Here is a 25,628-nt window from a genome sequence, read left to right on the forward strand (position 1 = left end):
TCGAGTGTGCCGGCCAGAGCCTCAGCTACGCGGCGCTGGAGGCCCGTTCCGACGTGCTGGCGCGGCAACTGCTCGCCCGTGGTGCCGGCCCGGAGGTACTGGTGGGCGTAGCCCTGGAACGCTCGGTGGATATGCTGGTGGCCCTGTTGGCGGTGTTCAAGAGCGGTGCGGCTTATGTGCCGCTGGACCTGGACTACCCGGCCGAGCGCCTGGCCTTCATGATCCAGGACTCCGGCATGCGCCAACTGATCGGTCGTGCCGACCTGGGGCAGCGCCTGGCCCTGCCCGAGGGCCTGGAACCGCTCGACCCGGCGACCCTGGCGTGCGAAGCCGGTACGCCGGCCAGCGTGTTCCCGGTGCCGGGCGAGCACAGCCTGGCCTACTTGATCTACACCTCTGGCTCGACCGGTGTGCCCAAGGGCGTGGCGGTCAGCCATGGACCTTTGAGCGTGCATTGCCAGGCCATCGCCGAGCTCTACGAGATGGAGGCCGGCACCCGAGAGCTGCACTTCATGTCGTTCGCCTTCGACGGCGCCCACGAGCGCTGGCTAACCACGCTGGCGGTGGGCGGTACGCTGATCCTGCGCGACAACGAACTGTGGACGCCCCAGCAGACCTGCGAGGCGCTGAGTCGGGGCCGGGTCGACATCGCCTGCTTCCCGCCCGCCTACCTGAAGCAGGTGGCCGAATATGTGCAGCGCAGCGGTGTCGAGCCGCCCCCGGTGCGTATCTATTGCCTGGGCGGCGACGCGGTGCCGGAGCAGACCTTGGCCGAGGTGCGCGAGGTGCTGCGGCCACGCTACATCACCAATGGCTATGGTCCGACTGAAACGGTAGTCACGCCGATGCTCTGGAAGGCCTCGGCCGAAGAGCCCTGCGGCGCGGCCTACGCACCCATCGGCCGGGTCGTGGGGCAGCGCTCGCTACGGGTGCTGGACGATGACCTCAACCCATTGCCGGTCGGTTTCGCCGGGCAGCTGTTCATCGGTGGCCATGGCGTGGCTCGCGGCTATCACCAGCGACCATCGATCACTGCCGAGCGGTTCGTGCCGGACCCATTCGGTGAGCCTGGTGCGCGTTTCTACCGTTCCGGGGACCTGGTGCGCCTGCGTCAAAGCGGGATACTGGACTACGTCGGGCGTCTGGATCACCAGGTGAAGGTGCGGGGCTTCCGCATCGAGCTGGGCGAGATCGAAGCCAGCCTGCGCCAGCAACCGGGTGTCGGCGATGCCGTGGTGATCGCTCGCGACGGCGTCTCCGGCAAGCAGTTGATCGGCTACGTTGCGGCCACCGCCGAGGTTCGCGGCGATCAGCTCAAGGCCGCCCTGGCCGAGACGCTGCCGGCCTACATGGTGCCGTTGCAGGTGATCTGCCTGGAGCGCCTGCCGGTCTCGCCCAATGGCAAGCTCGACCGCAAGGCCCTGCCGGAGCCCACCTTCGACCTGGCCAGCCATGTGCCCCCGCGCTGCGAGGAGGAACAATGGATGGCGCAGATCTGGGCCGAGGTGCTGCAGGTCGAGCAGGTGGGGATCGCCGATAACTTCTTCGAGCTGGGTGGCGATTCGATCCTCAGCCTGCAGGTTATTTCGCGGGTGCGCAACCATGCGCAACTGAAACTGGAGCTCAAGCTGCGCGACCTGATGCGTTGCCAGACCATCGCCAACCTGTTCGACCAGCAGGGCGTGTCGCGGGTCAGCGGCGAGCAGCAGGCCGTGGTGGTGGAGGGCGCCTTCCCGCTGATCCCGATCCAGGAGTGGTTCTTCACCGCGCAGACCCATGCGCCGGAACACTTCAACCAGGCGTTGATCCTGCGTGCCAACCAGCCACTGGATGCGCGGGCGCTGGAGCGCACACTGACCTGCATGCTCGGCCAGCACGATGCCTTGCGCCTGCGTTTCACCCACGAGCAGGGGCGCTGGATCCAGCGTTACCAGCCGTTGCAGGAGTGCCTGCAGCGTCTGGGCGACGACCCGCTGCTGTGGGTGCGCGAGGTGGCCGACGAAGAGGCGCTGGAGGACCTGGCCAATGAGCTGCAACGCAGCCTGGACCTGGCCCAGGGGCCACTGATGCGCGGCTTGCTGGCGACCCTGGGCAATGGCCAGGTACGCCTGCTGCTGGTGATCCACCACCTGGTGATCGACGGTGTGTCCTGGCGTGTGCTGCTGCAGGACTTGCAGGAGGCCTACCAGGCTTTCCTCGCCGAACGGGAGCCGCAGCTGCCGCTGCGCACCAGCAGCTTCGGTGAATGGGCCGCTGGCCTGGCCGGCCATGCGGTGACCCTGCGCGAGCGTGAGCTCGAGTACTGGGTGGCGCAGCTCGACCGGCAGGACGGGCCGCTGCGCTGTGACAACCCACGTGGCGGCAATCTCATGTGCCACCGCGAAGAGGCCGCGTTCAGCCTGGATGCGCAACGGACCGCACAGTTGCTCAAGGAGGCGCCCGCGGCCTACCAGACGCAGATCAACGACCTGCTGCTGACTGCGCTGAGCCGGGCCCTGTGCCAATGGGACGACAGTGCGTCGGCGCTGGTGCTGCTGGAAGGCCATGGCCGCGAGGATCTGTTCGAGCAACTGGACCTGAGCCGTACCCTGGGCTGGTTCACCAGCATGTATCCGGTACGCCTGAGCCCGGTGTCCGAGCCCGGGGCGTCGATCGTGGCGATTCGCGAGCAGTTGGCCCAGGTGCCGGACAAGGGCATCGGCTACGGCGTGCTGCGCCACATGGACGAACCGTGGGTGCGCGCGCGCCTGGCCGACCTGCCGCAGGCGCAGGTCACCTTCAACTACCTGGGGCAGCTCGACCAGAGCTTCGATGCCGAGCAGGCGCTGTTCCTGCCCGCGCCGGAGAGCGTAGGCGACAGCTTCTCGCAGCAGGCGAGCCTGGCCAACTGGCTCGAAGTGGTAGGCCAGGTGTTCGACGGCAAGCTGTCGTTCCGCTGCATCTACAGCAACCGACGCTTCCGCCAGGGCACCATCACGGCCTTCATGGAACAGTTCCAGGCCGAGTTGGTGCTGTTGATCGAGCACTGCCTGCAGGTCCAGGCCAACTGAATTTTCCTTCTTCTGACAGGCCGGATGCGGGTGCGTCCGGCCCAGGAACCGAGCCATGCCACTTAATCCTGAAATTGCCGAATTCCTCGACCTGGTCGACGCCAGCCCAGGCGATGGCCAGTCCATGGCCTTTCACCGCTCGACCCCCGCTCAGGCGCGCGACGCCTTCGAGCAGGCCTCCGTGCGCATGCGTTGGGAAGCGCCACAGGTGCACAGCGAGGACCTGCATTGCCAGGCTCGCGATGGCGCCACCCTGACGCTGCGTCTTTACCGGCCCTGCGCGCCTGCCGAGCAACCACTGCCGGTGCTGCTGTACCTGCACGGCGGTGGATTCGTGGTGGGCAGCATCGCCTCGCACGATGGTGTCTGTCGCGAGTTCTGCGCGCGCACCCCCTGCGCGGTGCTGACCGTCGATTACCGGCGCGCCCCGGAGCAACGCTTTCCGGTGGCGCTGGACGACTGCGCCGATGCCTTGGCGTGGCTGGCACACAACGCGCGCGAGTGGGGGCTGGATGCCAGCCGGGTGGCCGTGGGCGGCGACAGTGTCGGCGCGACCCTGGCCAGCGTGCTGGCGATCGACGCCGCCCACCTGGGTGGGCCTGTCCAGCCGCGGCTGCAATTGCTTTGCTATCCAGTGGCCGATGCCTCGAAGAGCAGGGAGTCGCGTACGCTGTTCGCCGAGGGCTACCTGCTGGAAAGCGCCACCCTGGAGTGGTTCTACGATCACTATGCGCGCCAGGCCGAGGACCGCTCGAACTGGCGTTTCTCGCCGCTGCTGGCCACCGGCTTGCAGGGCGTGGCGCCGGCATACATCGGCCTGGCAGGCTTCGATCCACTGCTAGATGAAGGGCAGGCCTATGCGCGTCACCTGCGCGAGCAGGGGGTGACGGTCAGCAGCGAAGTGTTCGAGGGGTTGGTGCACGACTTCCTGCGCATGCGCCTGGTCACGGCCGAGATCGACACGGTGTATGCGAGGTTGGCGCAGGTGCTGCGTGATGCCTTGAACTGATGTTTTGCACTGGATATCGAGGGCCGCTATGCGGCCCTTTTGCGTTGCCCCGCGGGCAAGCCCGCTCGTGCAGATGAGCACATGGCTTGAGAGTGACGGGGGGCTGTGGGGGCGGGCTTGCCCGCGAATAGGGGGGCGTTGCTGCGTGGGGTGTGGCGCCAGGCCCACGACCCAGGGCCTGGCGCCCTGGGTCGTGGTTGCGGTCAGAACTTGTACTGCACGCTGGTCATGAAGTTGCGGGGCGCGCCGTACACGCCCCAGCTGTCGACGTAGGAGAAGTACTTGCGGTCGAAGACGTTGTTGAGGTTGAGCGATGCGCTCAGGTTCTGGGTGATGTCGTAGCGCGCCATGAGGTTGGTCACGGCATAGCTGCCCTGGGTGAAGGTGTGCAGGTCCTGGCCGGTCTTGCTCTGCCAGTTCACGCCACCGCCGATGGTCAGCTTGTTGTCCAGAATGCCGGGCAGGCGATAGGTGGTGAAGGTCTTGGCGCTGTGACGGGGGTTGTTGGTGACGATGCGGTTGTCGTCGGAGTCGGTGCTGACGCTGTAGGCGTAGCCGGCGAACGCCTGCCAGCCCTCGGCCAGCTCGCCGTTGAGCTCCAGCTCCACGCCCTCGGTGGTGGTGCCCTGCTCGGCGCGGTAGATGTCCGGCGCACGCACATAGACGGGCAGGTTGTCCTGTTCGATGCGGAACAGCGCCAGGCTGGCGTTGAGTTTTTCGTCGTTGAAGCTGCCTTTCACGCCCAGCTCGTAACCGGTGCCTTCCTGTGGGTCGAGGGCCTTGAACTTCTCATCGTGCACGCCATAGGGCTGCGGGTTGAAGATCTTGGTGTAGCTGCCGTAGACCGACCAGGTGTCGTTGAGGTCGTAGACCACGCCGGCATAGGGCAGGAATACGCCGTGGCGGTTTTCGTCGCTCTTGTTGTCGAGCGTCGGATCGTTCCAGTTCTGGTAGTCGCTGGTGCGTCGCCAGTCGGTGACGCGACCGCCGAGAATCACAGCCAGGTCGTCGGTCACGTGGAAGCGACCGGTCATGTAGGCGGCGTACTGGTTTTCCTGGATGTAGGTCTTGCCGACGGTGGTGGTGTCCGGGCGCGGGCCCTGGCCTTTCCAGTCCCAGACATTGTCGATGGTGCCGTCATAGCCGGTCCAGGGACCGAACCAGCCACCGTGATCCGGGGTGTTTTCGGTGTAGCGGGACAGGGTGACGCCGGTGATCAGCTCATGCTCCTGACCGAACAGGGTGAACGGGCCGGTCAGGTAGGCGTCGAGGTTGTTCTGGCGAGGCTTGCCCGACCAGCGGTTGGGGTACATGTAGGCGCCGGAGCCGTCCACCGAACTGATCTCGCCGTTCATGTAGTTGATCAGCTCGTCGAAGTCCATGACGCTGTGGCTGAGCTCGACCTTGCCGCTCCAGCCGTTGTCGAACTGATGCTCGAGGGAGGTGAAGACATTGGTCTGTTTGCGGTCGTTGTACGACCAGGTCGGCGAACTGTTCTTCGAGCGGCTGAAGTCGGTCTTGCTGCCGTCGGCGTAGCGGACCTGGAAGCCGGTGCGCAGCGGGTCGTTGACCTGGGTCTTGAGGTAACTGAAACCGACGGTCAGCATGGTTGCTTCGCTGAGGTCGAACTCGGAGATGCCGTAGATCAGCTGCGTATCCTGCTCGAGGCGGTCGACGAAAGAGTTCTGGGTCTTGTAGTCGACCACCAGACGCCCGCGGACGTTGCCGCTGTCGGTCAGTGGGCCGGAGACGTCGAATCCGGTGCCGTAACGGTCCCAGCTGCCAGCTTCGGCGGTCACGCTGCCCTGGAAGGTCGCGGTCGGGCGCTTGCGGATCATGTTGATGGTCGCCGACGGGGTGCCGGTGCCGCTGATCAGGCCGGTGGCGCCACGCACGATCTCGACACGGTCGTACATCGCCGTGCTCTGGGTGGTGTTGTCCAGGCGAGGGGAGGTGGGAACACCGTCGATCTCGAAGTTGTTGATCTGGAAGCCGCGCGACCAGTAGGTGTCGTTCTCGGCGCCGATGCCGGTGCGGAGCACGGTGATGCCTGGGGTGGCCTCGAGCACCTCGGTCAGGTTGGTCAGCTTCTGGTCGTCCAGGCGCTGGCGGGTGACCACGGTGACCGATTGCGGGGTTTCCTTCTGGGTCAGGTTCAGGCGCGTCGAACTACTGGACATGTAGGTGGTGTACAGGCCGGAGCCTTCGGTGATCGAGCCCGGCGCCATGCCCGAAATCGAGGTCGGGCTTAGCTCCAGTGCGGCCTCGCCGGCACTGGGTGGCGGCATCAGCAGGATGGTGTGGCCGTCCACGCGGTAGGACAGGCCGCTGCCCTGGAGCATGCGCTGCAGCACCTCGTCGGTCGACAGCGAGCCGGATACCGGGCTGGACTTCAAACCTTGCACCAACTCTGGGCTGTAGAGGATCTGCATCTGAGTCTGCTGGCCCAGTTGCTGCAAGGCGGTGGACAGCGGCTGGGCGGCGATGTTGACGGAGACCTGCTCGGCGTGCGCTGCGCTGCTCCCCAGCAGCATCAGGGCGAGCAGGGCGCCCGGCAGTACCGTACGGTTCGACTGCGATGGACGTACGGCGCGTGCCAGAGGGGTCGGGGACAGATTCGGGCGGTGCATGGGTGAAAGGGACTCCTGAAGGAAGTGGGCAGTTTTTCTTTTGGAATAATCAGTAACTGATAATTAGACGCATCACGGATTGAAAACCGGAAAAACAGAATCAACAATCTGTCCTTTGCGATTTATCTGATGAAAACCCCGAGCGGTAATGCTATGGCGTCGACTGTTCCAGCTTCCTTGCGGGCGGATCGCGGCGCCGTGCCCCGGACAGGCCGGGCCGTGCGCCGCGCTCGTGGAGTGGTCAGGCCGGGACGTGCTGGGTGACCACGCGACCGGCTTCCATGCGTACCAACTGGTCGGCGATATCGAAGTAGCGATCATCGTGGGAGATCACGATGATGGTCTTGCCCAGGCGCTTGAGGTCGGGCAGCAGCTCGGTGTAGAAGATCCGGCGGAAGGTCGGGTCCTGGTCGGCTGCCCACTCGTCGAACACCAGCACCGGGCGATGCTCCAGCCAGGCATTGATCAGCGCCAGGCGCTTGCGTTGCCCGGTGGACAGGTCGGTGGTGGTGAACTTGCCGTCCTGGATGCTCACCTTGTGTGAGATTTCCAGGCGTTCCAGGTACTGGTTGGCATCTTCGGGAATGCTCTGTTCACCCTGGATCACATCGTCGAACAGGTAGTAGTCGGCGAAGATCGTGGTGAACAGCTGGCGATACTGGTCCCTGTCGCTGGCATCGATGATCTTGTCATCCAGTGCGATATGCCCCTGTTGTGGTGCGTAGAGTCCCAGCAACAGCTTGATCAGCGTGGTCTTGCCACAGCCGTTCTCGCCGACGATGAAGACGATTTCGCCCTGTTCGATCCGCAGGTTGACCGGCCCCAGTTGGAAGGGCGCGGCATCGCCCACCGCTGGGAAGGCGTAGCTCACCTCGACCAGTTCCAGGCTGCGCACCGTGGCCTTGGCAGCCGGTGCGTCGGTCAGCAGCAGGTGCGGCTCGGGGGAGGAGAACTGCCGGGAAAGATCGGCGATGCGCTGGAAGGCGATGCCGGCACGGCCGACGATGGGCAGCGTGCCGATCAGGTGTTCCAGCGGGCCTTTCATGTACAGCAGCACCAGGACGAAGCCACTGATGACCGCTTTGTCCTGTCCAGGGCCGGCACCGTGCATCAGCAGTGCGACGCCGATGACCACGAAGAACAGCATGGAGCCGAAGGTCTTGGCGATCACGAAGGTGTTGATCGCGCGGATCTGGGTCTTGCAGATGAAATCCGCGGTGGCCTGGATGCCATGCACGAACATGCGGTGGCGACGTGGGCGGTGGATGCGCAGTTCCTTCGCGCCACCGGCGACGGCGTTGTACTGGCGTTGCAGGTCGTCCTCGGCGTCGCGGGCGGCCATGAAGCCACGCACGCCTACCGATTGCGCCAGGTACTGGGCGCTCGTGCCCACGGCGATGGCCGCCAGCATCAGCAGGAACATCGGCCATGACAGCATGGCCAGGTAGCCCAGGCAGCCCAAGGTCACCGTCAGCGAGATCGCCAGGGGCGCGAAGGCGAAGGCGAAGTCGCTGATGGTGTCGACATCATGGGTCAGTACCGGAATCAGACGGTGGCTGCGAAAGCGCTCGATCTGCTCGATCGGCGCGGCGAGCACCTTCTCCCCCAGTGTTTTACGCAGGCGGGCGATGATGTGCTGGCCGACATAGTTGGTACCGATATCCGACAGGATCGTGCTCACCAGTGCCAGCAGGCACAACCCGGCAAAGCCCAGGATCAGGCTGTGCCCCAGGTCGCCCTCGGCGTGCAGCGCGCCGTTGATGGTGGCCAACAGCGTGGTCACGCTCAGGCCCCCGATCATGCCGAGGAAGATGGACAGGGTGACGATCGGCCAGAATGGCCTGAGCAGGGCCAGCAATTCACGCAGGGCCCCGCGGTTGGAAGTGCTCATCGGCTGGTTCCCGTCCTCAGGCGCAGGTCTGGCGCAGGCTGGCCGGCGCGTTGCTGGCCTGCTTGCCCAGGTGCTGGTAGAGCGACTGGCCGATCTCCGCCGCGCGTGCCGGCAATACCGACAGCAGCGTGTCGCTCAGGCCGTGGGAGGCTTCGCAGAACCCTTGCAGGTAGACGTTGGCGCCGAACTCAGGGTTGGCCAGCGCGCGGTAGTCGCGGTCCACCTCGAAGTCCTTCAGGTGCTGCTGCAGTGGCGCCAGCAATTCGCGGTGCGAGCGGCGTTCGTAGCCGGTGGCGAGGATCACCGCGTCGTAGCGGTGGGTCTGGCGCACATCGGTGGCCAGGTCGCGCAAGGTCAGCTCGATGCCTGCGGCAGTTTCCACCACATCTTCGATGGTGCGGCGGCACAGTACGGCGTGGCGGTGCTGATGGGCGACCTTCTGGCGGTAAAGGATGCCGTAGATGCGCTCGAGCAGGTCGACGTCGACTACCGAGTAGTTGGTGTTGTGGTATTCGCTGACTAGCTTCTCGCGCTCGGCGTGGGGCTGGTTGAACACCAGGTCGGTGTACTCGGGGGCGAAGATCTCGTTGACGAACGGGCTGTCGTCGGCCGGTTTGAGGGCCGAGGCGCGCAGGATCATGTCGACCTTGACCGATGGATAGCTGTCATTGAGATCGATGAAGGCCTCGGCGGCGCTCTGCCCGGAGCCGACCACGGCGATGCGCATCGGCTTGCCTTCGTTGCAAGGCAGCTGCTGCAGTGCGCTCAGGTACTGGGAGTGGTGGAATACCCGCGGGTCGTTCTTGAAGGCGCGGAAGGCGTCGGGGATCTTCGGCGTGCCGCCGCTGCCGACCACCACCGAGCGGGCACGGCGCTGGGTTTCACGGCCCTGCGGGTCGCGGGAGACGATGCGCAGGTGGTCGACCTTGCCCTCGCGTAGCTCAGGTTCGATGCGCAGCACTTCCTCGCCGTACACCGCCTGGGTGGCGAAGTGCTCGGCGGCCCAGCGCAGGTAGTCGTTGTACTCCAGGCGGCAGGGGTAGAAGGTGCCCAGGTTGATGAAGTCGGCCAGGCGCTGCTTCTGGTGCAGGTAGTTCACGAAGCTGTAGAGGCTGGTAGGGTTGCGCAGCGAAACCAGGTCCTTGAGGAAGGAGATCTGTAGCTCACTCTGGGTGGCCAGGGTGTTGCCGTGCCAGCGGTAGTCGGTCTGCTTGTCGATGAACAGGGCGTCGAGGGCGTGGCCGTTGGTCTCGGCGAGCTCTTCCAGGGCGATGGCCAGGGCCAGGTTGGAAGGGCCGAAGCCGACGCCGATGAGGTCGTGGATTTTTTCGGGGGAAGAGGTCTGGCTCATGGTTGCGGTTCCTTGGATGGTCGAGTGGGGCGCCGCTGAAGGGCGCCCCGTGTCCTGCGCAAGTACACCGATAGGAACGAGCCTGCTGGCGGAGAATTTACCGCCGCCGGGCGCTTTACAGCTCGCGGACCACGCGGAATCCGATCCAGTCGCCACGGTCGTCGCGCACTGTGGTGTTGCGGTTGCCCGAGCGCGAGAAGATCGGCGCCTCGCCCCAGTCGTTGCCGCGGATCGAGATCTGCCGGCAGTCGGCTTCCTTCCTGGCGCTGCCGTCGGCCGGCGCGCCGACATAGCTGTCGTGGTAACAGTCGGCAACCCACTCGTAGACGTTGCCGTGCATGTCGTACACGCCGAAGGCATTGGCCGGGAAACTGCCCACCGGTGAGCTGTAGCTGAAGCCGTCCTTGGGGCCGTAGACGTTGGCGTTCTTGCTGATCTCGAGATTGGCGTCCGGCTCGAACGGGAACATGCCGGTGCTGCCGCCGCGTGCGGCGTATTCGCGCTGGGCTTCGCTGACCATGGCGTAGTGCTTGCCGGTCTTCTTCGACAGCCAGGCCACATAGTGCTCGATGTCTTCGTAGCTCATGCACACCGCCGGCTGGCGAGGGCCTTGCTGGTAGCTGGGCTTGCTGTTGGTGCAGCGCCGTCCGGGACGATCGTCGCCGTCGGCGATGACGATGCCGGTGGCCTTCTGGTAGTCGGCCCATTCACCGGCGGTGATCTGGAAACGGCTGATGGCGAACGGTTTGGCGAAGGTCACCGGATGCTGCGGACCTTCGTCGTCCTGGCGGCCCATCTCGTCGGGCGGGGTGCCCATGGTGAAGGTGCCGGCGGGCAGCACGACCATTTCCGGGCAGGTCTTGTCGCAGTCGCGGAACACCGTGCCGGGCTTGTCCGACGGCTGCGCGGCCAGGGCCGGCAGGCTGCAGGCGGCCAGCACGGCGGCCAGGGTGAGGCGGTGCAGAGGTGCGCTCATGGAAGATGCCTTGTTCAAAGTTGCTGGGTAATGAGGGACATGGCCCGGTCTATCTGCTGCTCGTCGTTGAGCAGGCTTGGCGCCAGGCGGATCACCGGGCCGACGTCGCGATATACGGCGTCGCACATCACCTTGTTGGTGGTGAGGTGCGCGGCGACGGCGTCGGCATCACGATCCTTGATGCGGAAGAAGGTGAAACCGGCGGAGAACTGTTCGCTGCGCGGGGTCACCAGCTGGATCTGGCGGTGCTCGAGCAGGCGCTGTTTGAGCAGGCTGTTGAGCTGGTGGATGCGCTGCTGCACCTCGGCCTTGCCCAACTGCAGGTGCAGCTTGAACGCTTCGCCGGCGGCCCAGCGGTGCTCGAAGGCGTGGTAGCCGCCCGGGGTCATGATGGTGGCGAAGTCCTCATCGCGGGAGAAGGTGGCGACGCTGGGCACCAGGTGCTGCATGCCGGTGGAGGCGGCGCAGATGATCCCGGTGCCGCGCGGGCCGAACATCCACTTGTGGGTACCGGCGATGAAGTAGTCGCAGTTGAAGTCGGCGAAGCGGGCGTTCTCCACGCCGAAGCCATGCACGCCGTCGACCACATACAGGATGCGCTCGGCTTCGCTGCGCTCGCGGTTGTGTCGGCGCACCAGTTCACCGATCTCGCCCACCGGCAGCTTGACGCCGCTGCCAGAGTGCACCCAGGTCATGCCCAGCACCCGGGTGTTGGGCTTGATGGCCTTGTCGAGGGTGCTCAGCACCTGGTCGGTGGAGACCGTCCATGGGTCGTCGAACAGGCGGATCTGGCGCACCGCGGTGCCCTGGCGCTGGTTGCGGAACTCCAGCGCCTTCTGTGCGGAATAGTGTTCGTGCTCGGTAATCAGGATCTCCTGCCCGGCGCCGACTTTGAGGCCGCCATAGATCATCGCCAGGCCTTCGGTGGTGCTGCCGGTCAGGGCGATCTGGCGCGGGCCGACCTCCAGGTAGCGTGCGGCCCACTCGCGTACTTCATCCTCGCGCTGCCATTCGTACTGGCTTTCCCAGTCCATCAGCGCGGCGGGGTTGCGGTCGAGGTCGGCGCGGTGGCGGTCGATGGCGGCCTGCACCGGGCGTGGGTGGGCGGTGACCAGGAAGTTGGCGAAGTGCGCCACGTTGGGGGCGAGGGGGAACAGCTCACGCAGGTTGCGCCATTTGTCGGCGCCGCTCAGCGGCTTGTCGGGGCTATCGGCCAGGGCCTGGGGCAGCAGCGGCAGGCTGGCGGCCAGCAGGCCAGCCTGCTTGAGAAAGGTGCGACGGTTGCTCATGGAAGACAGGCTCGACTCAACGGTTGGCGACGGGGTGGGCGGCTTTCTGCACTTGCTCCCAGGCGCGCAGGAAGTTGCCTGCCCAGAGTTTCGCGATGTCCGTTTCGCTGTAGCCTCGGGTCAGCAGCTCGGCGGTGACGTTGCGGATTTCGCCGACGTTGTTCCAACCGTCCAGGCCGCCGCCGTCGTTGAAATCCGAGCTGATGCCGACATGGTCGATGCCGACTTTCTTCACCGTATAGTCGATGGCGTCGACGTACTGCGCGAGAGTAGCCTTGGGTTCTTCTTCCAGAGTGCTGTACAGCGCGCTTGCGTATTCGCCGAAACGCGCTTCGGGCCAGATGGCGATCACCGCATCGCCCGGCATCAGGGCGTTGGCCAGGCCCTGCAGGGGTTGCAGGTCGAAGCGCGCGCGCAGGGCGTCGAGTTTTTCCATCACCGGCTTGCTCAGGGGCTTGAGGTACTGGCCGAAGCCGACCACCTGGATGACACCGCCGCTGTCCTTGATCAACTGCATCTCCTTGTCGGAGAGGTTGCGAGGGATGTCTACCAGCGCCCGGGGCGCGGAGTGCGAGGCGACCATTGGTGCGCGGGTAAGGCGGGCGACATCTTCAAGCGCCAGGGTGGACATCTGCGATACGTCGATGATCACGCCCAGATCGTTGAGGCGCTTGACCGCCTGCTCACCCAGCGGCGACAGGCCACCGAGGGCATCGGCGGTGTCGTTGAAGAACGGCAGTGGGCGCGAGGAATCGGCCCAGTCGTTGTTGCCTGTGTAGCTGAAGCCGAACATGCGCATGCCGCGCGCAGCCCACAAGTCCAGCTGCGACAGGTCGTGGCCCAGTGGGTAGGCGTTGAGCATGCTGATGAAGATGGCGAACTTGCCTTCGCCATTGAGCCGGCGGAAGTCATCGGGGGTGTAGGCGATGCCGACCTGGTTGGGAAAGTCCCGGACCATCCCGCTGATGATCTTGTAGCGAGCTTCCTGTTCCTGCCGGGCGGCATCGACGAAGCCGGGGGTAGGGCGGTGCGGGGCGTTTGGGCCGTTCCAGATTTCCGGCCAGCCGAAGATGGTCAGCGCCGCACCGGACAGGCGACCACGGTTGGCCTTGACCAGGTCGAACTGGCCCGGGCCGTCCTTGTCGATTTCGTGGCCGGCGCTGCCCAGTTCGAGGGGCACGGTGACATGGCTGTCGAACGACAGCATGTGCTCGTGCAGGTCGTTGGCCTGTTGCACGATTTTCAGCGGGTAGCCGGCGTGCTGCTGTTGCCAGAAGAAATAGCCGGCGGCACCCCCCAGGGCGGCCACCAGGGCCAGGGGTAGGCCGATGTACAGGGCCTTGCGGGAACGGGTCTTGGTCATTGCCATCTCGTTGCACGATTGATCGGGGCGGCCTGCCGACATGAAGCGTGCTGCTTGGGCAGGGCTTGGGTATCAGGTGAACGAGCGACGGCCGGGCAAATTTATCGCCAGCTTCGAACCAGGCGGAGTCACGCCTGGCGCTAAATTTCGCCGATGGCGCAACGTTTTAGCCTTGGACGGGCCGTGCTCCACGGCCGCAATGAATGCTCAGGTAGTTGCAATGACGATTTCTCGACGCGGGTTCATCGCCGGTGTGGCATTGGCAGGCGTGGCGGTGCCCGGCGCGATGTATGCGCAGCACGTGCAACGCCAGCGGTTTGACGAGCAGTTTCCGGAAACCCCCGGCGAGGCGGTGGTGGAACTGGCCGACGCGGCGCTGCAGCAATTGGGCGACACCTTGCGCGGTATCTGGCGTTTTACCCTGCAAGGGGAAGATGCCGGGCTGCCCGGCCTGCCTGAGGGTGAGTTGGAAATGTTTCTCGATGTTGCCCCAAGTGGCCGCGGCCTGCGTGGTTACCTGGACACGCCTGAGCGCCTGCGTGGCTCCGAGGAGCCACGTTACCGAGTGCTTGGTGACCTGCTGGTGGATACGAACAGGGCCTTGCGTTGGCGGCTGTTTCCTACCTGGCCGGGGGAAGACCAGGCGGACTACCAGTGCACGGTGGTGCTCGACGAAGTCTGGGGTGGGTTCGGTAATGCCGGGCAGGCCACCCTGAATGGGCGCATCGCGGCGCTGGGGCGTTCGTTGACCCTACCCGTGCAGGACAACAAATTTCTTGCGCTCAAGCGCAGTTTCCCCGAGGCACGCGAGCGCACGCCTTTGTCCTCGGCCTTGCTGGCCTGGCTGATTGCGCCGGAGCACCGTCTGTTCCACCAGTTGTGGCATGCCTCGCGTGACAAGTGGCACAACCTCGACAAGGACAAGCAGGCGGCCCTACGCGGCTTGGGTTGGCAGCCTGGGCCGCGCGACCAGGAGCGTGACGCCCGTGGCCGGCACAAGGATCGCAATGGCTCGGGCGAGGACTTTTTCTTCATGCACCGACACATGCTGCGTGCCGCTCGGGCCATCCAGGACCTGCCGTCATGGGCGCGTTTCCCACTCCCGCAGCCAGAGCTCGAACGCGACCGCGTCGGCTTCGCCAGCTATTTCGACAACCATGACGGTACGGCCTTGCCACCCACCTGGCTGGCTTCGGACGATGCCGCCTATACCCAGTGGGTGCGCGATATCAAGACGCCGGATACCTTCCACGGTAACTTCCAGGTCTGGGAGTCGAGGTACACCGACCCGCATTACCTGAGCACCCTCACCCTAGGGCAGTTCGGTTCGCAGATGGAGTTGGGCCTTCACGATTGGTTGCACATGCGCTGGGCCTCGGTGCCGCGCGACCCGTCCAGCGGCTTGCCGGTGCCGTTCGCGCGCCAGCCGGAGGACTTTGCCGCACGCTGGTTCGAAGCGGAAAACGACTTTCTCGGCGACCCGTTCTCGTCCCATGTAAACCCGGTGTTCTGGCACTTCCATGGTTGGATCGATGACCGTATCGAAGATTGGTTCCGCGCCCATGAGCGCGCGCATCCCGGCCAGGTGCGGCGCACCGAGGTCAACGGTGTACCGTGGTTCGCGCCGGGGCGTTGGGTAGAGGTAGCCGACCCATGGCTGGGGCCGGATACCCATGGCTGTTCGACTGTGCCGGGGCTGCGGCCGGGCCGCAGTGTGGAGATGGACCCAGAGACCATGAAGCTGGCGCTGCGTATCATCTTCGCTGATGACGACCTGTTTGCCAGCTTGCGGCCGAAGGTGCCGCAGCGGCCCTGGTATGCCCGCAACCTGAAACTGGCGCGGCGCTGACACCGTGCGGGTTCAGCCTAATGCCAGTGTTAGGTAATCTAGGGCCGCTTTGCGGCCCATCGCCGGCAAGCCAGCTCCCACAGGAATCGCGTAATTACCTGTGGGAGATCACCCAGCCCCTTGACGCTATCTGACAGGCATCAGCGCTCGACCTGCCAGCCACCTCCCAATGCCTTGTACAACGCTACGCTGCCCTGCAGCCGAGCCAGGTGCAGTTGCGCCTGTTGGTCCTGGGCGACATACAGCGTGCGCTGGGTTTCCAGCACGGTCAGCAACGTCTCGGCGCCGGCGCTGTAGCGCTGCTGCGCAAGGTCGAAGGCGGTGCGGGCTTCCTGTACCTCCTGGTCCTGCCACTGCTGCTGGCGGTCTACGCCATGGATCGCATTGAGCGCTTTTTCCACGTCGGCGAAGCCTGCCAGGATTGCGGCGCGATAGTCGTGCAGCAGCTCTTCCTGTTCGGCACTGGCCAGTTCGCGTTCGGCGCGCAGGCGGCCGTTGTTGAAGATGGGTGCGACAATGCCGGCAGTCAGGGTATAGAAGGGGCTGTCGAGAATATCGCCGAAGGTCCGTGCACCGCTGCCCAGGTCCGCTCCCAGGGTCAGCTTGGGCAACATGGCGGCCCTCGCCACTTGTACGTTGGCGCTGGCGGCGGCCAGTCGGGCCTCGGCAGCGGCAATGTCGGGGCGCCGGCCGAGCAGGTCGCTGGGCACGCCGCTGCCGATCGCCGGCCAGCGCAGGGCGCCGATCGATTCGTTGGTGTCCGGCAATGCCTGCACCGGATCACCGAGCAAGGTGGCGAGGGTTACCCGGTTGTACTGCCATTGCTGCTCCAGCAGGGGCACCTGGCGCTCTTGTGCCGCCACCAGGCTGCGTTGCTGCGCCAGCTCCAGTCGCGTGGCCGAGCCAGAACGCTGGCGTGCCTCGACCAGGCCCAGCACGTCCCGGGCGTTTTTGAGGTTGAGGCGAGCGATACGCAGCTGTTCCTCCAGGGCCAGGCCCTGTAGGTAGCTATCGGCGACGGCGCTGGTCAGGGTCAGCTCCACCGTCTGGCGATCGAAGCGGCTGGCGTCCAGGCCATGCAGGGCGCTGTCGCGGGCGGCGCGGATGCCGCCCCAGAAATCGACCTCGTAGCTGGCGCTCAAGCGTGTGCCGAGTGAGGTACTGGTGCGCTCGCTGCTGCTGGCGTCGAGTTGGTCGTTGCCGTCGCCGCGCAACAGGCGCTGGCGGCTGCCGTCCAGGCCGAACGTCAGTTCCGGCAGCAGCGGAGCGCCGGCGATCACGGCTTGGGCTTGGGCCTGGCGCACCCGTGCCGCGGCGGCGGCCAGGTCGTGGCTGTTGTGCCGGGCGCGTTCGATCAGGCGGTCCAGCTCGCGGCTGGCGAAGGCTTGCCACCAATGGGCATCCGGCAGGGGCTGGCTGGGAGCGTCGGCACGGGATTGCCAGGTTGGCGGCGCGGCAATACCGGCCTCGGGGGCGGGCGGTGTGCTGCAGGCGGCCAGGGCCAGGCTGAGGGTCAACAGGCTGATGCGGCTTGGCAATGTCATGGGCTATACGCTGGTAAGGGCTTTGACCGGATCGAGGCGAGCAGCCTTGCGGGCCGGCATGAAACCGAACACCACGCCGGTGATGACGGCGCAGGTGAAGGCGCCGAGAATGGCGGGTAGGGCGAATGCCACGGCGATGCCGGCGAGCATCAGGCCGCCACCGATGCACAGTGCCAGCACGATACCCGTCACCCCGCCGACCATTGACAGCATCACCGCCTCGCTGAGGAACTGACGCAGGATATCGCGCTGACGGGCGCCGGTGGCCATGCGGATGCCAATCTCGCGGGTACGTTCGCGCACGGTCATGAGCATGATGTTCATCACGCCGATACCGCCGACCAGCAGGGAAATCGCGGCGATGGCACCGAGCATCAGCGACAGGCTGTTCTGGGTGCGCGCTTCGGCCTGGATCAGTGCGGCGTCGTTGGTCAGTTCGAAGTCCTGCTTGCCTTGGTGGCGCTGGCGCATCAGGTGGGCGATTGCCCGCTCGGTCTCACTAACCCGGCTCGAATCGGCAGCGGCGATGATCACGTATTCCGGGTCTTGCTTGCCGAACAGGCGCACGGACGCGGCGGAGTAGGGCACCACGATGCGCTCGTCGCTGTCCTGGTCGCCGGAGCTGGCACCTTTGCCGGCGAGCAGGCCGACCACTTGGAAGGGCACGTTGCCGATCAGCAAGTACTGGCCCAGCGGATCGCTGCCAGGCTCCATGAGCTTGTCCCGGACCTTCTGGCCGATCACCGCGACGGCGGCGGCAGCCTGTTCGTCAGCTTCGGTGAAGAAGTTGCCTTCGACGACTGGCCAGTTGAGGATCTCGGAGAACTGGGTGTTATTGCCGCCGACGTAGAACTGCTGGTTGTTGTTGCCGTGGCGCACGGTCAACTGGTCGCCGATCACCGGCATGATGCGCTGGACCTGGGGTAACTGGGCGATGGCGGCGACATCGTCCAGCGTGACGATGCCGGCCGGTTCGCGCAGCGTGGCGTGGCGGCCACTGAGGTAGAGGATGTTCGAGCCGAACGCCGCCATCTGCGCCATGACCTGGCGCTTGCTGCCTTCGCCGACAGCCAGCATCACTACCACCGAGGCCACGCCGATGACGATGCCGAGCAGGGTCAGGGCGGTGCGGAAGCGGTTGATCCACATGACCCGCCAGGCCGCTTGCAGGGCCTCGAGCAATTCGCCCTTCCAGGCCCCGCGCAAGGTGGCGCCGCGGTCCAGTCGCTGGCGCAGGTCGTCGGCCTGCAGGCCTGGATGCGTTTCGTCGGGGGGCTGGTCGGCCGCCGAGTCGCTGATCATCAGGCCGTCGCGGATCTCGATCACCCGTCGCGCCCGGGCCGCTACTTCACGGTCGTGGGTGATGAGGATGATCACATGGCCCTGGCTGGCCAGCTCGTCGAGCAGGGCCATGACTTCGGCGCCGCTGTGGCTGTCCAGGGCGCCGGTGGGTTCGTCGGCGAGGATGATGTGGCCGCCGTTCATCAGGGCTCGGGCGATCGACACCCGCTGTTGCTGGCCGCCAGACAACTGGTGCGGCCGGTTGCCCGTGCGGCTGGCCAGGCCGAGGCGTTCGAGCAGGGCTGCGGCGCGGGCATGGCGCTCGGCGGCCGGGGTGCCGGCATAGATGGCTGGCATTTCGACGTTTTCCTGGGCCGAGCCGGAGGGGATCAGGTGGTAGCCCTGGAATACGAAACCAAAGGCTTCGCGCCGCAGCCAAGCCAGTTCGTCGCTGTCCAGTTCGGCAACGTCCTTGCCAGCGAAGCGAAAACTACCGCTGGTGGGGCGATCGAGGCAGCCAAGGATGTTCATCAGGGTCGACTTGCCCGAGCCGGAGGCGCCGACGATGGCGACGAACTCGCCAGGGTGGATGCTCAGGCTGATGCCGCGCAGCACTTCCACCTTCGGCGAATCGATGCCGCCGTAGTGCTTGCGGATGTCAGTGAGTTCAATCAGGGGCGCTGTCATTCAACCTCCGCTGGCGGCTGGGGCGCCGATGACCAGTTGCTCGCCTTCGGCGAGGCCATCGAGTATCTGTACACGCAGGCGGTCGCTCAGGCCGGTGCGCACCTTGCGCTGTTCAATCTTGCCGTCACGGGTGAACACCTGGGCCAGGCGCAGGCCTTCGTCTTCGGCATCATCCAGGGCTGCCAGCGGCGCCGTGAGCACTTGGCTGGCCTGGCCGGCGACGAAGAATACCTGGGTGGTCATTTCGGCCATCAGGGCCCCATCCGGGTTTTCCACATCGAGCAGCACGGTGTATTGCACCACTTGGGCGCCAGTTGTGCCGGCGGTGACGCTGGCGGGGCTGCCACCGCCCTGACTGGTCTGATCCAGCGGCCTGGGCGGGATCGGCAGGATTTGGCGCACAGTGCTGGTCCAGCGGCGCTTGCCGCCGGCCAGGGTGGTGAAGTAGGCGGTCATGCCGGGTCTGACCTTGCCGATGTCGGCTTCGGACACCTGTGCCCAGACGGTCATCGGCGAGAGTTTGGCGATGCGCAAGATCAGCGGTGTTTGCTGCTGGGCGTTGAGCGTTTGGCCTTCGCGGGCATCCACCGCCACCACAGTGCCGTCCATGGGCGCATAGATGCGGGTGTAGCCCAGCTCTGCCTGGTCGCTGCGCAGGCTGGCCTGGGCCTGGAGGATCTGCGCCTGGTACATGTCGATGCGGGCCTGGGTCACCTTGAGCTGGGCATCGGCGATTTGCAGGTCTTCCTCGCGGGTGGCACCGGCAGCGGCCAGGTCGCGCTGGCGCTTGAGTTGTTGCTGGGCCAGGCGGTACTGGGCACGCTGCTCGGCCAACTGGGCCTTGAGGTTTTCGATCGAGTATCGGCCGGCATCAAGCCTGGCCTGCTGGGTGGAAGGGTCGATTTCCACCAGCAACTGGCCTTGGCGGACCTGGTCGCCCGCTTCTACATGCAGGCGACGGATCTGCCCGGAGGCCTGGGCGCCGACGTCCACATAGCGGCGTGGTTGCAGCGTGCCGAGGGCGGTGACGCTGCTTTCTATATCGGCGCGGGTCACGGCCACGGTGTTGACCGGATGATTGTCCAAGGGCAAGGTCTTCCAGGCCAGCAGGCTGCCCAGGCCAAGCAGGCCCAGGCCACCGAAGAGGATGCGGCGGCGAGTATTGGGTAAGCGTCTCATGCGGACTTCCAGCCATGGATGTTGGCCATACGCAGCCAATCGAGGCGCGCAGGGAGGTCCCAGTTAGACGAAGACGAGTGGGCGGGATTTACCCGCACTGGAGGGGGAGGCTGTGTGTTGCTGAGAATAATTATAATTTGTAAGATTGCAAGCTGATATCACACACTCCCGCGCCTCTGCCGCCGTCCAGGCAGGGTGGCGCCAGGTACCGTCGTGGAACATTATTATCGTGAACTGGTGAGCTTCCTTTCCGCACGCCTTGGCAGTCGCCAAGCGGCGGAAGACGTTGCCCACGATGCATACCTGCGGGTACTGGAGCGCACCGACACCGAGCGCATCGAGCACCCGCGCGCCTTCCTCTACCGCACCGCGCTAAACCTGGTGGTCGACCGCCACCGCCGCCACCTGGTGCGCCAGGCCGAGCCGCTGGAGGTGCTGGATAGCGACGAGCGCTGGCATACTCCGGCGCCGGCCCACGACATGCAGCAGGACCAGCGCCTGGCGCTGATGCAGCGTGCCCTGGATGAGCTGAGCAAGGTCTGCCGCGAGTGCTTCTTGCTGCGCAAGCTCGACGGCCTGTCGCACCAGCAGATCGCCGATCGGCTGGGCATCTCGCGCAGCCTGGTGGAAAAGCACATCGTCAATGCCATGAAGCACTGCCGGGTGCGCATGCGGCAATGGGAATCCTGATTGCCAGGTTAAAGGCAAATGCAAATTCCGTCAGTCAATCACTTGATTTATGCGGCTTTCCCGACTTCTATCAAAGAAGACCGCTGCCAGGCATGGCCCTGGCAATAGCCGTTACCGGCGCAGTATGGTCATGGAGCGTGCCCATTACCTAATGGCCCAGGTCCGACCATGGCAAACAAGACCCTGCGCATCCTCATCGCCGATGCACACCCGTGCCAGCGCCTGCAACTGGAGCGGTTGCTCAATGGCCTGGGCTATTACCGGATAGCCCCCGTGGATAGCTTCGAGGAACTGCAGCGCCTGGTGCAGTGCGCCTTGCAGCCCTTTCACCTGTTGCTGGGCAATATCGAGTTGGCCAGCCATTGTGGCGTAGATCTGGAACGCTTCTGCCGCGTCAGCACACAAATCCAGCATGCCCTGCTTTACCATTCCAGCCAGTTGAAAGTGCCAGCAGTGCCGCAGACCGAGCGCCAGGCGGTCAGCCTGAGCCTGCCTCAGGCGCCTGATAACGAGGCGCTGGAGACATTCATGGCAATCATCGACGCCCCGATGGTGGTCGGCAAGCTACCGCTGCCGGGCACGCTGCCAGCCAGTACAGCGCGGCCACGGCCGCGAGCCAACTTCGCGCATACGGTGTTCAGCCGCTAGCGGTGCTGCCGGCGGGGCAATCGGGCAGCTATTTGTTATGCTCTTGCCCTTTGCCGATCTGCGGACCCTGCCATGACTGCCATCGATACCGCTCGCCCGCCCCGGTTCAGCCGCGGCGACCATCGGACCCTGGGCCTGGCGGCGCTGGGCGGCGCGCTGGAAATCTACGACTTCATCATTTTCGTGTTCTTCGCGCTGACCCTCAGCCAGCTGTTCTTCCCGCCGGAGATGCCCGAATGGCTGCGCCTGCTGCAAAGCTTCGGGATCTTCGTCACCGGCTATCTGGCGCGGCCGCTGGGCGGCATCCTGATGGCGCACTTCGCCGACCATCTGGGGCGCAAGCGGGTATTCAGCCTGAGCATCCTGATGATGGCCCTGCCGTGCCTGCTGATCGGAGTGATGCCGACCTATGCCGACATCGGCTATGCCGCCCCGCTGATCCTGTTGGCCTTGCGCATCCTCCAGGGTGCTGCCGTAGGCGGTGAAGTGCCAAGCGCCTGGACGTTCGTTGCCGAGCACGCGCCAAACGGGCGGCGCGGCTATGCCCTGGGCTTTCTGCAGGCCGGGCTGACCTTCGGCTACCTGCTGGGGGCGCTGACCGCAACCTTGCTGGCGCAACTGTTCACTCCGCAGGAAATCCTCGATTACGCCTGGCGCTACCCGTTCCTGTTGGGTGGGGTGTTCGGTGTGATTGGTGTGTGGCTGCGCCGCTGGCTCAGTGAAACACCGGTGTTCCTCGCCTTGCGCGCGCGCCAGGAGCAACCTGTGACGTTTCCGCTGCGGCGAGTGCTGGGCGAGCACCGCCGGGCGTTGATCCCTGCCGCGTTGCTGACCTGTGTGCTGACCTCGGCGGTGGTGGTGCTGGTGGTGATCACGCCGACGGTGATGCAGCAGCGTTTCGGCATGAGTGCCGGGCACACCTTCGCGCTGAGCAGCGTGGGCATCGTCTTCCTCAACATTGGCTGCGTGCTGGCCGGGCTGCTGGTCGACCGTGTGGGTGCCTGGCGCGCGCTGATGCTGTATAGCCTGTTGCTGCCGCTGGGTATCGGCGCGTTGTACGCCAGCCTGGTGGGGCAGTGGGGCATGACCTGGCTGGCCTATGCGCTGGCGGGGTTGAGCTGCGGCGTGGTGGGGGTGGTGCCCTCGGTGATGGTGGGGCTGTTCCCGGCGCAGATCCGCGTTTCGGGCATTTCCTTCACCTACAACGTGGCCTACGCATTGTGGGCCAGTACCACGCCGTTGGCACTGATTGCGCTGATGCCGTGGAGCCCGTGGGTGTGTGTCGGGTTTTGTCTGATCATGGGCGCGGTGGGGCTGCTGACGGCCTTGTATTTCGGGCGTCGTGAGCCTTTGGTGTTTGCGGCGGAGCCGATACCGGTCATGTGCGGCGACAAATGAGCCGGTAACGGCTGCGGGACACTGGGGCAGACTTCCAGGTGGGGGCTATTGGAATAACCTATTAGCCAAATTTAACCTGGAAGGTTAATTTCTCATGGAAAAGAGAACGCCTCATTGCCCGCTGGAGCGGGTAAGAGCACTGGTGGGCGCTGGCCGCATCAGCCCTACAACCGCTTCCTTACGAGGCGCTCAGGCCTTGGGAATGGAATATGCGGACATGCTGGAGGTCATCACCGGTCTGGAGCGCAGAGATTTCTACAAAAGCATGACCAGTTATGCCGACCACCGCGTTTGGCAAGATGTCTATCGGCCGCTTACGGTAAAGGGATATCTGTACCTGAAACTGTCAGTGGTAGATGACGCGCTCATCGTGTCTTTCAAGGAGTTGTGAACATGAGATGCCCAATTTGCGGAGGTGCCGAGCTCGCGCTAGACACTCAGGACATGCCCTACCGGTATAAGGGGGAATCGACCCTGATACCTGATGTGACGGGCGATTACTGTTCTGTCTGTGGTGAGGCAGTGCTAAGTCATGACGAGGCTATGCGAGTCAGCGATCTGATGTCTGCCTTCAATCGCCAAGTCAATGCTCTAGACGTTGATCCCGATTTCATCGTTTCCGTACGCAAGAAATTTGATCTGGATCAGCGGGAGGCTGGGGAAATATTCGGTGGAGGAGTCAATGCTTTTTCACGTTATGAGAATGGCAAAACCAAACCGCCGGTGGCGCTGATCAAATTGTTCAAGTTGCTCGACCGTCACCCGGAGCTCTTTGAGGAAGTCAGGACTGCGTGAGGCGGTTGCCCGGCCTTGCTTGGGTTTCCAAATGACACTGTCTGTAGGCGCGGATAGCCAACAAAAAGCCCCCGGCCCATAAGGACCGGGGGCTTTTTGTTGCCGCAAGGGCAGGGGCCTTACATGTTCGGGTAGTTCGGCCCGCCAGCGCCTTCAGGGGTGACCCAGGTGATGTTCTGGGCCGGGTCTTTGATGTCGCAGGTCTTGCAGTGCACGCAGTTCTGCGCGTTGATCTGGAAACGCTTGTTGCCGTCTTCTTGGGTGACCACCTCGTACACGCCGGCCGGGCAGTAGCGCTGGGCTGGCTCGTCGTACAGCGGCAGGTTGCTGGCGATCGGTACGCTCGGATCGGTCAGCTTCAGGTGGCAGGGTTGTTCCTCTTCGTGGTTGGTGCTGGAGAGGAATACCGAGCTGAGCTTGTCGAAGCTGAGCTTGCCGTCCGGTTTCGGGTAGTCGATCTTTTTCGAATCGGCGGCCAGCTTGAGGCAGGCATAGTCCGGCTTGGTGTCGTGCAGGGTGAACGGCAGCTTGCCACCGAACCAGTTCTGGTCGACATAGTTGAACGCCGCGCCCAGCAGCGGGCCGAACTTGTGCATGGCCGGGCCGAAGTTGCGGCTGGCGAACAGTTCTTCGTACAGCCAGCTGGCCTTGAAGGCGCTGACATAGCTGTTCAATTGATCGCCGCCTTCGCTGCCGGCGATCAATGCGTCGGCCACTGCTTCGGCTGCGAGCATGCCGGACTTCATCGCGGTATGGCTGCCCTTGATCTTGGCCACGTTCATGGTGCCCAGGTCGCAACCGATCAGCGCGCCACCATTGAAGACCATTTTCGGCAGCGAGTTGATGCCGCCCTTGGCCAAGGCGCGGGCGCCGTAGCTGATGCGCTTGCCGCCTTCGAGGTACTGGCTGATCACCGGGTGGTGCTTGAGCCGCTGGAATTCGTCGAACGGCGACAGGTAGGGGTTGGCATAGGACAGGTCGACGATCAGGCCGACCACCACCTGGTTGTTTTCCAGGTGATAGAGGAACGAGCCACCGGTGTTTTCCTTGGCCACCACGTCCAGCGGCCAGCCGGCGGTGTGCACCACCAGGCCCTGTTCGTGCTTGGCCGGGTCGATTTCCCAGATTTCCTTCAGGCCGATGCCGTAGTGCTGGACGTCGGACTCGCTGTCGAGGTTGAAGCGCTTGATCAGCTGCTTGCCGATGTGGCCACGGCAGCCTTCGGCGAACAGGGTGTACTTGGCGCGCAGTTCCATGCCCGGGGTGTACAGGCCGTCCTTGGGGTTGCCTTCACGATCGACACCGAGGTCGCCGGTGACGATGCCGCGGACCACGCCGTTGTCGTCGAACAGCGCTTCCTGGGCGGCGAAGCCCGGGTAGATCTCCACACCGAGGTTCTCGGCCTGCTGGGCCAGCCAGCGGCACAGGTTGCCCAGCGAGATGATGTAGTTGCCATGGTTGTGCATGGTCTTGGGCACGAACAGGTCAGGCACCTTGGTCGCGCTACCGGCATCCTTGAGCACGTAGATGTCGTCGCGCTTCACTTCGGTGTTCAGCGGTGCGCCGAGTGCTTTCCAGTCGGGGAACAGCTCGTTCAGGGCGCGGGGCTCGAACACTGCGCCAGAGAGGATGTGGGCGCCGACTTCAGAGCCTTTCTCCACCACGCAGACGCTGATTTCGCTACCGGCTTCGGCGGCCTTCTGCTTCAGGCGGCAGGCGGCGGACAGGCCCGCCGGGCCGGCGCCGACGATGACCACGTCGAATTCCATGTATTCGCGTTCCACTGGTTCTCTCCTACTCATCAAGGCTCGTGCTGTTGCTTTGTCTTATGGGTGCGGGGCATTCGCAGCGGTTCTACGCAACGGCGGAACTGTAGCTGGGCAAATGACGGACTACACCGTTTTGTCTTGGCCGCGCATTATATCTACACCACTTGGCGGGTCCAATACAAACGTTTGTTTGAATTTGCCGCAGGCCAGTAAAATCACAGGAACGCGG

The 25,628-nt window shown here is 64.7% G+C and carries 17 protein-coding genes and 1 pseudogene; 8 read left to right on the top strand and 10 right to left on the bottom strand.

The genetic code is table 11. The annotated features are described in order from the left end of the window. Positions 1 to 14 precede the first annotated feature (14 nt). Positions 15 to 3,050: pseudogene (locus tag PRJ_RS30645) on the top strand (amino acid adenylation domain-containing protein); the annotation flags it as partial. Positions 3,051 to 3,105: 55 nt separating this feature from the next. Beyond that, the gene (locus tag PRJ_RS08615; RefSeq protein WP_104961108.1) at positions 3,106 to 4,059 is read left to right on the top strand and encodes an alpha/beta hydrolase; all 954 of its coding nucleotides are present in this window, start codon (positions 3,106 to 3,108) and stop codon (positions 4,057 to 4,059) included. Between the two features lie 203 nt (positions 4,060 to 4,262). On the opposite strand, the gene PRJ_RS08620 is transcribed toward PRJ_RS08615, so the two are convergent. From PRJ_RS08620 to pvdM, 6 genes are all read right to left on the bottom strand, one after another. Then, positions 4,263 to 6,689, bottom strand: coding sequence for a TonB-dependent siderophore receptor (locus tag PRJ_RS08620; protein WP_104961109.1), 2,427 nt, complete (start codon positions 6,687 to 6,689; stop codon positions 4,263 to 4,265). 241 nt (positions 6,690 to 6,930) lie between these two features. After that, the gene (locus tag PRJ_RS08625; protein ID WP_104961110.1) at positions 6,931 to 8,580 is read right to left on the bottom strand and encodes a cyclic peptide export ABC transporter; all 1,650 of its coding nucleotides are present in this window, start codon (positions 8,578 to 8,580) and stop codon (positions 6,931 to 6,933) included. 16 nt (positions 8,581 to 8,596) lie between these two features. After that, entirely contained in the window at positions 8,597 to 9,931 is a 1,335-nt protein-coding gene (locus PRJ_RS08630) for a lysine N(6)-hydroxylase/L-ornithine N(5)-oxygenase family protein (RefSeq protein WP_104961111.1), read from the bottom strand. A 115-nt stretch (positions 9,932 to 10,046) separates the two neighbouring features. After that, positions 10,047 to 10,907: a formylglycine-generating enzyme family protein gene (locus PRJ_RS08635; protein ID WP_051101450.1), complete on the bottom strand. Its 861-nt coding sequence runs from the start codon at positions 10,905 to 10,907 to the stop codon at positions 10,047 to 10,049. Between the two features lie 14 nt (positions 10,908 to 10,921). Next, positions 10,922 to 12,196: an aminotransferase class V-fold PLP-dependent enzyme gene (locus PRJ_RS08640; protein ID WP_104886410.1), complete on the bottom strand. Its 1,275-nt coding sequence runs from the start codon at positions 12,194 to 12,196 to the stop codon at positions 10,922 to 10,924. Positions 12,197 to 12,212: 16 nt separating this feature from the next. Further along, complete coding sequence (gene pvdM / locus PRJ_RS08645) at positions 12,213 to 13,559, bottom strand: pyoverdine-tailoring dipeptidase-like protein PvdM (RefSeq protein WP_104961112.1); 1,347 nt, start codon at positions 13,557 to 13,559, stop codon at positions 12,213 to 12,215. A gap of 220 nt (positions 13,560 to 13,779) precedes the next feature. Here pvdM and PRJ_RS08650 point away from each other — a divergent pair, with 220 nt between their 5' ends. Next, positions 13,780 to 15,408, top strand: coding sequence for a twin-arginine translocation signal domain-containing protein (locus tag PRJ_RS08650; RefSeq protein ID WP_104961113.1), 1,629 nt, complete (start codon positions 13,780 to 13,782; stop codon positions 15,406 to 15,408). 140 nt (positions 15,409 to 15,548) lie between these two features. On the opposite strand, the gene PRJ_RS08655 is transcribed toward PRJ_RS08650, so the two are convergent. The 3 genes from PRJ_RS08655 to PRJ_RS08665 are packed head-to-tail and all read right to left on the bottom strand — an operon-like array spanning position 15,549 to position 20,099. Beyond that, positions 15,549 to 16,952, bottom strand: a complete 1,404-nt coding sequence (locus PRJ_RS08655; RefSeq protein WP_104961114.1) for an efflux transporter outer membrane subunit — start codon at positions 16,950 to 16,952, stop codon at positions 15,549 to 15,551. Positions 16,953 to 16,955: 3 nt separating this feature from the next. After that, positions 16,956 to 18,920 carry a MacB family efflux pump subunit gene (locus tag PRJ_RS08660; RefSeq protein WP_064493132.1) on the bottom strand — a complete coding sequence of 655 codons (1,965 nt, stop codon included), beginning with the start codon at positions 18,918 to 18,920 and terminating at the stop codon, positions 16,956 to 16,958. Further along, complete coding sequence (locus PRJ_RS08665) at positions 18,921 to 20,099, bottom strand: efflux RND transporter periplasmic adaptor subunit (RefSeq protein ID WP_064493133.1); 1,179 nt, start codon at positions 20,097 to 20,099, stop codon at positions 18,921 to 18,923. Between the two features lie 213 nt (positions 20,100 to 20,312). Between PRJ_RS08665 and PRJ_RS08670 the strand changes: the two genes are divergently transcribed. From PRJ_RS08670 to PRJ_RS08690, 5 genes are all read left to right on the top strand, one after another. After that, positions 20,313 to 20,789 carry a sigma-70 family RNA polymerase sigma factor gene (locus tag PRJ_RS08670; protein ID WP_104961115.1) on the top strand — a complete coding sequence of 159 codons (477 nt, stop codon included), beginning with the start codon at positions 20,313 to 20,315 and terminating at the stop codon, positions 20,787 to 20,789. Between the two features lie 168 nt (positions 20,790 to 20,957). Beyond that, positions 20,958 to 21,437 carry a hypothetical protein gene (locus PRJ_RS08675; RefSeq protein WP_019437855.1) on the top strand — a complete coding sequence of 160 codons (480 nt, stop codon included), beginning with the start codon at positions 20,958 to 20,960 and terminating at the stop codon, positions 21,435 to 21,437. Positions 21,438 to 21,509: 72 nt separating this feature from the next. Next, on the top strand, positions 21,510 to 22,835 hold the full coding sequence (locus PRJ_RS08680; protein ID WP_104961116.1) for an MFS transporter: 1,326 nt from the start codon (positions 21,510 to 21,512) through the stop codon (positions 22,833 to 22,835). A gap of 94 nt (positions 22,836 to 22,929) precedes the next feature. Beyond that, positions 22,930 to 23,226: a type II toxin-antitoxin system MqsR family toxin gene (locus PRJ_RS08685; protein WP_023389615.1), complete on the top strand. Its 297-nt coding sequence runs from the start codon at positions 22,930 to 22,932 to the stop codon at positions 23,224 to 23,226. Positions 23,227 to 23,228: 2 nt separating this feature from the next. Then, the gene (locus tag PRJ_RS08690) at positions 23,229 to 23,630 is read left to right on the top strand and encodes a type II toxin-antitoxin system MqsA family antitoxin (protein ID WP_019437852.1); all 402 of its coding nucleotides are present in this window, start codon (positions 23,229 to 23,231) and stop codon (positions 23,628 to 23,630) included. Positions 23,631 to 23,749: 119 nt separating this feature from the next. On the opposite strand, the gene PRJ_RS08695 is transcribed toward PRJ_RS08690, so the two are convergent. Then, positions 23,750 to 25,432 (bottom strand): electron transfer flavoprotein-ubiquinone oxidoreductase, encoded by a 1,683-nt coding sequence (locus PRJ_RS08695; RefSeq protein ID WP_023389616.1) that lies wholly within the window; start codon positions 25,430 to 25,432, stop codon positions 23,750 to 23,752. Positions 25,433 to 25,628: the final 196 nt, after the last annotated feature.

The sequence above is a fragment of the Pseudomonas sp. XWY-1 genome (assembly GCF_002953115.1).
GTDB lineage: Bacteria > Pseudomonadota > Gammaproteobacteria > Pseudomonadales > Pseudomonadaceae > Aquipseudomonas > Aquipseudomonas alloputida.